Raw genomic sequence first — 9,037 nt, 5'->3', positions numbered from 1 at the left:
AGAACCAGCGCTTCCGTCTTATGAAGGCGGTGTTTCCGGTGAGCCTTCGGTAGAGCCATCTCTTCCGTCTTATGAGGGCGGTGTTTCTGGTGAATCCTTGGTGGAACCGTCCCTTCCTTCTTATGAGGGTGGTGTTTCCGGCGATCCTTCGGTAGAGCCATCTCTTCCGTCTTATGAAGGTGGCGTTTCCGGTGAGCCTGAGATACAGGAGGCTCTCCCAGAGTACAAAGAAGACACTCAACTTCCTCAGACCAAAGTGGAGACCAAAGCTGTTCCTTATGAAACCGTTTATGAAAAGAATGAGAAACTAGACCACGGCGTTACAAGAGTAAAAATTCCGGGTGTTGAGGGACAAGAACAAGTTACTACTACCTATACTAAAGATCAAGCAAGTGGAAATATTTCTGAGAATAAAACTGTCAAAATAGTAGTTAACAAAGTTGATCAAGTTGTAGAAGTTGGAACTAAACCGAGTGTTGAAACTACTGTCCTATCTCATAAAACGATTTACCAAGTGAATCCTGCTTTGGAGTTCAGACGACAGGAAGTAGCGGTTGCAGGGCATGATGGTTCGGTGGAAACTAGGACGACTTATCAACTAGACAAGGCAACAGGTCAGGTGACGGTATCTGATACTACTAGACAAGTAAATCCAGCAGTCGATAAAGTGATTCAAGTTGGTAATGTGGAAAAAGTAATACAACCGATTGCTGTTACTGAGGAGCGAAGAGAGGATTCTTCACTTGCTAAAAATATAGAAAAGGTAGCATCTGAGGGTGAAGTTGGTGAGAATACACTTACCAGAACCTACGCTATCAATGAACAAACTGGTGAATTGGTTAATTCTCAAGAAACGAGTCAAATAACAAAACTAATGAAACCGAGAGTTGTTTTAGTTGGTAGTCAGGAGGATAAACCACACTTACTTCCGGCTAATAGTGAGAGAGAAGATGCTGTGGATGTGTCTGCTCTGACCACAAGCGTGAGATCAGTAGATTTCTTACATGACAGTAAACTAAAAGCACAGTTAGAGCCTACCTATGATCCTCGAGATATTATAACAAAGAGAATTGCGCTCAGAAAAACACACCCAAATATCACTGACCAAGAAGTCAAAGATATGTTGCGCACAGAGTATCTTCAAAAACTGTCAATTCAAGAAAGCTTTGATCAGACGAAGACGCAAGCTGAGTCAAGTTTCAAAAAGATAGCCTCGCATACATTGGGAATTATAGGAGATACCCCTAAAAATCGCAGCAAGGTCAAACAAGAGCTTGAGCAATACAAAGAGCAGATTTTGTTGGGACTGTCTTATATCAATCGTTTTTATAATATTCAATTTGGGGACACGAATATTCGTGATATTCTGGCCTTTAATCCAAGCTCATTTGGCAATAAGACAATGACCGCCTTGGATAGTTTGAAAAAATTAGGATCCATGTCTTATGAAGAGATGAAATTGACCAATAGTCCTCAAACATTTACAAAGTATTTATCTACTATTACAGGTAAGGCTAGTTTGAAGGAATTTTTAGACAGCAATCGCCAACTCTTTACGTCAGATGATGCGGATACCTGGCTTAAAAAATCTAGCCAAGCTATGATTGTTGAAAAACCATCTAAGGAAAATCCTTCAGCGCATGTCGGGTTGTATAGCAAGTTGACAGCTGGGGAAAAGGATCCTCGTAAACAAGAGGCTAATATGGCTGCTATTTTGGGACTTTTGAATGTGAAAGAACCAAATGTTTACGTGATTAGTAATATGGCGACGATTACTTATGGTAATATTGGTTCCTATATAGATACTTCTCTTGCCCAGTCTAATCCAACTAAGTATCAGGCTGAGCTTGCTAGAGTCAAGTCTTTAATTGAAAAGGCGGCTGTACAACAAGCCAACTATGTTGATACTCTTTATCGTATAACAAAACCAGAAAATCGTGATAAGTTGCTGACAAATCGTTTGATTATTGATACGATGAAGAAATATACAAGTGATCTGAATGCCCAGATTGATAGCACTTGGTCACCAGCTACTGGTAATGGAGCTGATAAGGGGGTCGACCAGTTTATGACTCCTATGAATTACTATTCTCCAGTAAGTAAGGTGGGAGCTGAGGCCAATGGATTAGGTGTCCGTTACTTTATAGATAGAGTTCTGGATGATAGAGGTTCAGCTACTTATTCTCATGAAATGACGCACTTACTAGATAGAACGGTCTTGTTTAATAATCACGGTCGTCGAGATGGTACAGGAGCAGAGTTTTATGCGCGTGGTATTTTTGAAAACTCCTATAATCCAGAAAAGGATACTTATTTCAATCTCAACTTTGTATATGATGAGAGTGATAAGAATGGATTTTACAATAAAACACCTGATCGATTTAAAACGGCAGAAGATTTGCAATCTTACATGAAGGGAAGTTTTGATGTCCTTTATACTCTAGATTACCTAGAAGCAGAGGCAAGTAAAGACTTATCTGCAGAAGACAAGATGAGTTATTTCAAAAAAATAACGCCAATCACTTCAACAGGTTCTAGAACTTGGGTAGATTACCGTAATCCAGCAGTTAAACCGACTCATAAGAGTGAGGAGATTCAAACTCTTAACTTAGAAGATGCCAAAAAATTGACAGATGTTGATAGTTTGATTGACAATCATATCATGGTCAACCGTTATATCATTGCTGGTTTTTCAGATAAAGGTAAGATTGCAGCAAACGGTTACTATACTGTTGATATGTTTGATACCATTTATGGTGTTAGTCAAAATGACTCTGGTATGAGTGGGGACATCACCTTTAGAAAACAAGCCTTTGAATTGATGGCTGCTTTGGGCTATTATGAAGGATTTGTACCTTATGTGTCAAATCAGTTTAAAAAACAAGCTGAAGAAGAAGGCAAACCGTTATCTGATAAATATATTTTTGATAACATTTTAGGAAAATCTTACGCAGCTTTCAAAAAAGAGCAAATAACTGAGCGTGTTGAGAAATTAGGTAAGTTAAAACGAATTACTATAAATTACAACGGAAAAGAAGAAGTGATTGATAGTAAAGAAAAATTACAAGAGCTTATGAATAAAGCTGTTAAAGAAGAACTTGCTCAGATAAAAGCAGGAAATACAACGGCTAAAAAGTTTAAATTTATCGAAACTCCCGTTCAAAAACTGAAAAAAGTGATTTATAAAGCTTACCTCAAAGATTCAGATGACTTTAGACAATCGATTTACAATAGCTAAGACAAAAGGAACATCTCTCTGGAATGAACATTCAGAGGGGTGTTTTTTGGTCTCTTTTGAGGTTTGTATTGTTTATTGCAAATTACAGTTTGATTGAATATGGAGTGATTTTCAGACTTTTCCACAAATTATAGAATCTTTTCTGAGGATTTAGGGAGTGATAGAGGAAGTCTTGAAAGCGCTTTTGTTTTGTGCTATAGTCAAGTAAATTGAATCGTTTAAAGAGGAATGCTTGTATGAGAAGAGAAGAAGTTTTACGGCATCACTGGTTTTTTAGTCAGGAGGTGGGGAAAGAAGAAGCCTTGGCGTCGGATTTTCAGAGGGAAAATTGGCAGGCTATTCAAGTGCCACATGACTGGAGTATTTACAATGATTTTGACCAGTATTCGCCAGCGCAAAATGAGGGTGGTCAGTTAAATGGTGGTCAAGCTTGGTACCGGACGCAGTTTTACTTGGAAGAAGATGCCAGTCTTGTATCGGTGCGTTTGTTGTTTGACGGGGTTTACATGAATGCCCAAGTCTATATCAACGGGCAAGTGCTAGGCTATTATCCCAATGGCTATACACCCTTTTCTTATGATATCACGCCTTATCTAAGAAATGACGGGACTGCCAACCAGCTTGCGGTTTTTGTGGAAAATCAGCAACCTAGCAGTCGTTGGTACTCTGGTAGCGGTATTTACCGAGAAGTAAAATTATTGATTACAGATTCGGTACATCTGGATTTGTATGGGAGTAAGATAAAAAGTCCCAAGCTCAAGGAACAAAGACAATCGTGGGTGGAAACCCAGCTTGAAAGCAAGGTTTCAAATGATGGGCCTCAGTCTGTGTCGGTGTATTTGGAGCAGAGTATCTGGTATGAGGGACAGCGTATTTCTGACTGGCAGGAGACTGATTCTGTAATGATTGAGTCTGGGGAAAAATATCATTTCAAACAAGCCATATCAATTTTTCAACCTTTGCTTTGGGATATTGACCATCCTTACCTTTACCAATTGAAAACTCGCCTTTACAAAAATGGCATTTTGGTTGATGAAGAAGAGGAGACTTTTGGTTACCGTTATATGGATTGGCAAGCGGATAAGGGCTTCTTTCTAAATGGTCGCTGGTTGAAGATTCATGGGGTTTGTCTGCACCATGACTATGGAGCGCTGGGAGCTGTGGAAAATAGGTCAGCTGCCGAGAGACGCTTGCGTCAGATGAAAGAAATGGGGGTCAATGCGATTCGAATCACGCATAATCCAGCCAGTAGTATCTTGCTGGATGTGGCTGCCAAAATGGGCTTACTTATCCAAGAAGAAGCCTTTGATACCTGGTATGGAGGCAAGAAAGAATATGATTATGGTCGCTTTTTTGAGGAAGAAGCGACTCACCCAGAAGCGAAAGCAGGCGATTTCTGGTCAGATTACGATTTGCGCACTATGATTGAGCGTGGCAACAACAATCCAGCGATTTTTATGTGGTCCTTGGGAAATGAAGTCAGCGAAGCAAATGGCGATGCTCATTCATTGAAGACTATCAAACGCTTGCTAGAAAGAGTCAAGGAGGTTGATGATAGCCGTTTTGTGACCATGGGAATGGATCAGTTCCGCTTTGGAGATGGTTCTGGAGGTCATGAAAAGATTGCTGATTTGCTGGATGTGGTGGGCTTGAATTACTCGGAAGACAATATTGATGGGATTCGCAAAAGACATCCCAAGTGGCGACTTTACGGGTCTGAAACTTCATCGGCTACACGGACGCGTGATAGCTATTTTCGCCCAGGTAAGGAATGGGTTGGGGATAATCGTCGCGTGCGGAATTTTGAACAGTCGGACTATGGCAATGATCGGGTTCCTTGGGGGAAGACAGCGACAACTTCTTGGATAGCAGATAGGAATCGGCTGGACTATGCAGGTCAGTTTATCTGGACAGGAGTGGACTATATCGGTGAGCCGACTCCTTGGCACAATCAAAATGATACGCCTGTAAAGAGTTCCTATTTTGGGATCGTGGATACGGCAGGGATTCCTAAAAATGACTATTATCTCTATCAAAGTCAGTGGTTGGACCTAGATCAGCATCCCATGGTTCATATCTTACCCCACTGGAATTGGGAAATCCACAAGAGTTATCAACAAGTTGTGGATAAGTGTGGGGATATCCCTGTTCGAGTGTATTCAAATGCTGGTTCAGTAGAGCTATTTCTCAATGGAAAATCCCAAGGCAGAAAGAATTTTCAGGAAAAATGGACTTCAGATGGTAGAAAATACCAAGAGGGAGCAAGTTCTGAACAACTTTATCTCGAATGGCGTTTGGCTTATCAACCAGGAGAATTGCATGCTGTAGCCTATGATTATCAAGGTCAGATTGTGGCAGAAGATAGGGTGGTGACTGCAGGTAAGCCAGCCAAAATCGGGTTACATGCCGAGAAAACAAAACTGGAGCCAGATGGGCAAGACCTCCTTTATCTCTATTTTGATGTATTGGACAAGGATGGAAATTGGGTACCGAGTGCTTCCAATCAGCTTCATTTTAAAATTGAAGGCCCTGCTCGTATTGTAGGTGTGGATAATGGTAGGCAGGCTAGTCGTGAACGTTACCAGGCTCAGAAAAATGGTCGGTTTAAGCGGCAAGCCTTTCATGGCAGAGGTGTCCTTTTGATTCAGAGTTTAGATCAGGCAGGTCACGTAAGAGTAAAAGCCAGTGCCAGAGGGCTAGAGCCAGCAAGTTTTGATATCTTAGTGGGAGAGGCTTTGGCTACCCAACCAGTGAGAAATAAGCGCTTATTTGAGATTCGAGTGGACAAGCAGGCCGGATTACAAGAAGGAGATTCCCCAGCTATTGGACTTTATCCACAAACTGTGGATAACCCTGTGAACAAGGTGGGGAATAGTGAAGTGATTTGGGAGACGAGTGGTAGTGCCCACGCCATTATCAAGCAGGGAGTGCTTTATTGCTTGTCTGCAGGGGACTTGGCTATTCGCGCCTTTTATCAAGGGAAGGCCTATCAAACTCATTTTCAGGTGGCAGAAAATACCTCACTAGGGCAGGCAGTTTCTGTACGATCACTTCGCTTGTATACAGCTAAGGGAACTTATCCACAGCTGCCATCTTCAGTTTTGGTGGACTATGAGTTCGGTGGTGCAAAACGAGTCAAGGTTGTTTGGGAGGCAATCTCCGAAGAAGATATAGCAAGCTTTCATAAATTTACGGTATCTGGTCATCTTGAGGGGCTGGATATAAAGGCTTCTGCTCAGGTTTGTGTCCAAGGGATTTGCGCTATTGAGCCTGAAAAGGTTTGGACGCTTGTCAAGGAAGTCCCACATTTACCAGATCGAGTCAAGCTAGTCTTATCAGATGGCAGAAGAGATACGGCCAAGGTGACTTGGGATGGACTCGAACCTCAAGTCTATGCTCAGGTAGGAGAAAGTGTGCTCACAGGACAAGTAGCGGGCTGTGAGTTGCCAGCAACAGTCACCATTCATGTGACAGATGTCAGTGTAGATGGGGAAGTTATTTCCGATCAGTGGACAGGATCCAACCTGCCTCTGGTCTTTGCTTCCCATTCAGAGCCGAATCACCCAGCCTCATATCTCAATGACAAGGTTATTGCTCGGAAGAAATCGACAGCCAATACTTGGATTGCCAAGTCAGAGCAAGCCAGCGTGGGTATTCTGTTTGGAGATGCAGGGATTTTAAAACCGCGATTTGTGGATAACCTGACCTTGTATTATGTTGAAAATCAAGAATATGTGGCCGTTGAGCCGACCTTTATCGATTATTATGTAGGGAATGAGCCTGCCTTGCCTCGGACTCCCAACCATTTGGACAAGGATTCTCTACTCAAACAAGAGGAGAATTGGCGCCCTGTATCAGGCATCCGAAAAGTGTCAAGTGACAAGGATGAAGAGCTTCGTTTTGAATTTGATAAGGTGAAGACTTACGCCCTTCGTCTTCGATTTGAAAGTTTGACTAGTCCCCTAGCCTTAACCGAATTGCAAGTATATGCCAAAAAAGTAAAGAAAAGTGTAGATAGGAAGTAGTATGGTAAGAGAAATAAAACCGCATGGGCCCTTGCCTAGTCAGGCCCAGCTAGCTTATTTAGAGGATGAACTAGCAGCATTTATCCATTTTGGGCCAAATACCTTTTATGATCAGGAATGGGGGACAGGTCAGGAGGATCCTGAACGCTTTAACCCGACACAGTTAGATGCGCGTGAGTGGGTTCGCGTGCTCAAAGAAACGGGTTTTAAGAAGTTGATTTTGGTGGTCAAGCACCACGATGGCTTTGTCCTCTATCCGACAGCTCACACAGATTATTCGGTCAAGGCCAGTCCTTGGAGGAATGGAGAGGGGGACTTGCTCCTTGAAGTATCCCAAGCTGCCACAGAGTTTGATATGGATATGGGGGTCTACCTATCGCCGTGGGACGCCCAAAGCCCCCTCTATCATGTGGACCGAGAAGCGGACTATAATGCCTATTATCTGGCTCAGCTGAAGGAAATTTTATCAAATCCTGCCTATGGCAATGGAGGGAAATTTGCTGAGATCTGGATGGATGGTGCCAGAGGAGAGGGCGTTCAAAAGGTTAATTATGAATTTGAAAAATGGTTTGAAACCATTCGTGAGCTTCAGGGCGATTGCTTGATTTTTTCAACAGAAGGCACCAGCATTCGCTGGATTGGCAATGAACGAGGGTACGCAGGTAATCCCCTGTGGCAAAAGGTGAATCCTGAAAAATTAGGGACAGAAGCAGAGTTGGGCTATCTTCAGCATGGGGATCCTTCAGGCACGATTTTCTCAATCGGTGAGGCAGATGTTTCCATTCGGCCGGGCTGGTTCTACCATGAAGAGCAGGATCCTAAGTCACTTGAGGAGTTGGTCGAAATCTATTTTCACTCAGTGGGGAGAGGCACACCTCTCTTACTCAATATTCCGCCGAATAAAGATGGGCTCTTTGATGCAAAGGATATTGAACGCCTCTATGAATTTGCGGCCTATCGCAATGAGCTCTATAAAGAAGATTTGACTCTGGGAGCTAAGGTATCTGGTCCAGCACTTTCCGCAGACTTTGATTGTCGCCATTTGACAGACGGTCTTGAGACTAGTTCATGGGCAAGCGATGCAGACTTGCCCATCCAACTAGAACTAGACTTAGGGGCGCCTAAAACTTTCGATGTTCTTGAGTTAAGAGAAGATTTGAAGCTGGGGCAACGAATCGCTGCTTTTCATGTGCAAGTAGAGGTGGACGGCGTCTGGCAAGAATTTGGTACGGGCTTCACAGTTGGTCATAAGCGTCTCTTGCGAGGTTCGCTAGTAGAGGCACAGAAGGTGCGCGTGATGATTACCGAGGCGCAATCTAAGCCTGTATTGACCAAGATTTCACTCTATAAAACTCCGAGGTTATCACAAAAAGTAGTTGTTCAGGGGCTAGCATTTGCAGAAAAAAGTCTAGCTGTAGCAAAGGGAGAGACTCTTTATTTTAGGATTGAACGTAGCGAAAGTAATAATCCTTTGGAGGCTAAGATTTCGATTCAACCGGGGACAGGTGTCCATGGTGTCGCCTATCAGGACGAGATTCAAGTCCTTCAATTCCAAGCAGGGGAAAGCACAAAAGATTTGTGCCTACCAACCCTGTATTTTGCCGCTGATAAGACCTTAGATCTCTATCTGAATCTGACTGTTGATGGACAATTGGTTGATCAAGCTCATATTTTAGTTGAAACGAGATAAAATATCTTCACAATTCATTTCCTTTTCGAATAAATAGATAGAACCATCGAATCTAGTAAAATTAGATTTAAAACTGTGGTATAA

At 42.6% G+C, this 9,037-nt stretch carries 3 protein-coding genes; all 3 read left to right on the top strand.

Annotated features, from left to right (window positions below; translation table 11 throughout):
* Positions 1-3,238: ZmpA/ZmpB/ZmpC family metallo-endopeptidase (locus QZ359_RS06630; protein WP_293964425.1), on the top strand; the 3,238-nt coding region annotated here is incomplete at its 5' end.
* 236 nt (positions 3,239-3,474) lie between these two features.
* Positions 3,475-7,263, top strand: a complete 3,789-nt coding sequence (locus tag QZ359_RS06625) for a sugar-binding domain-containing protein (protein ID WP_293964423.1) — start codon at positions 3,475-3,477, stop codon at positions 7,261-7,263.
* A gap of 1 nt (position 7,264) precedes the next feature.
* Complete coding sequence (locus QZ359_RS06620) at positions 7,265-8,953, top strand: alpha-L-fucosidase (protein ID WP_293964421.1); 1,689 nt, start codon at positions 7,265-7,267, stop codon at positions 8,951-8,953.
* Positions 8,954-9,037: the final 84 nt, after the last annotated feature.

This window comes from Streptococcus sp. (assembly GCF_019414905.1).
GTDB lineage: Bacteria > Bacillota > Bacilli > Lactobacillales > Streptococcaceae > Streptococcus.
Note: the sequence above shows the minus strand (reverse complement) of the source record. Positions and strands in the feature narration are given on the sequence as shown.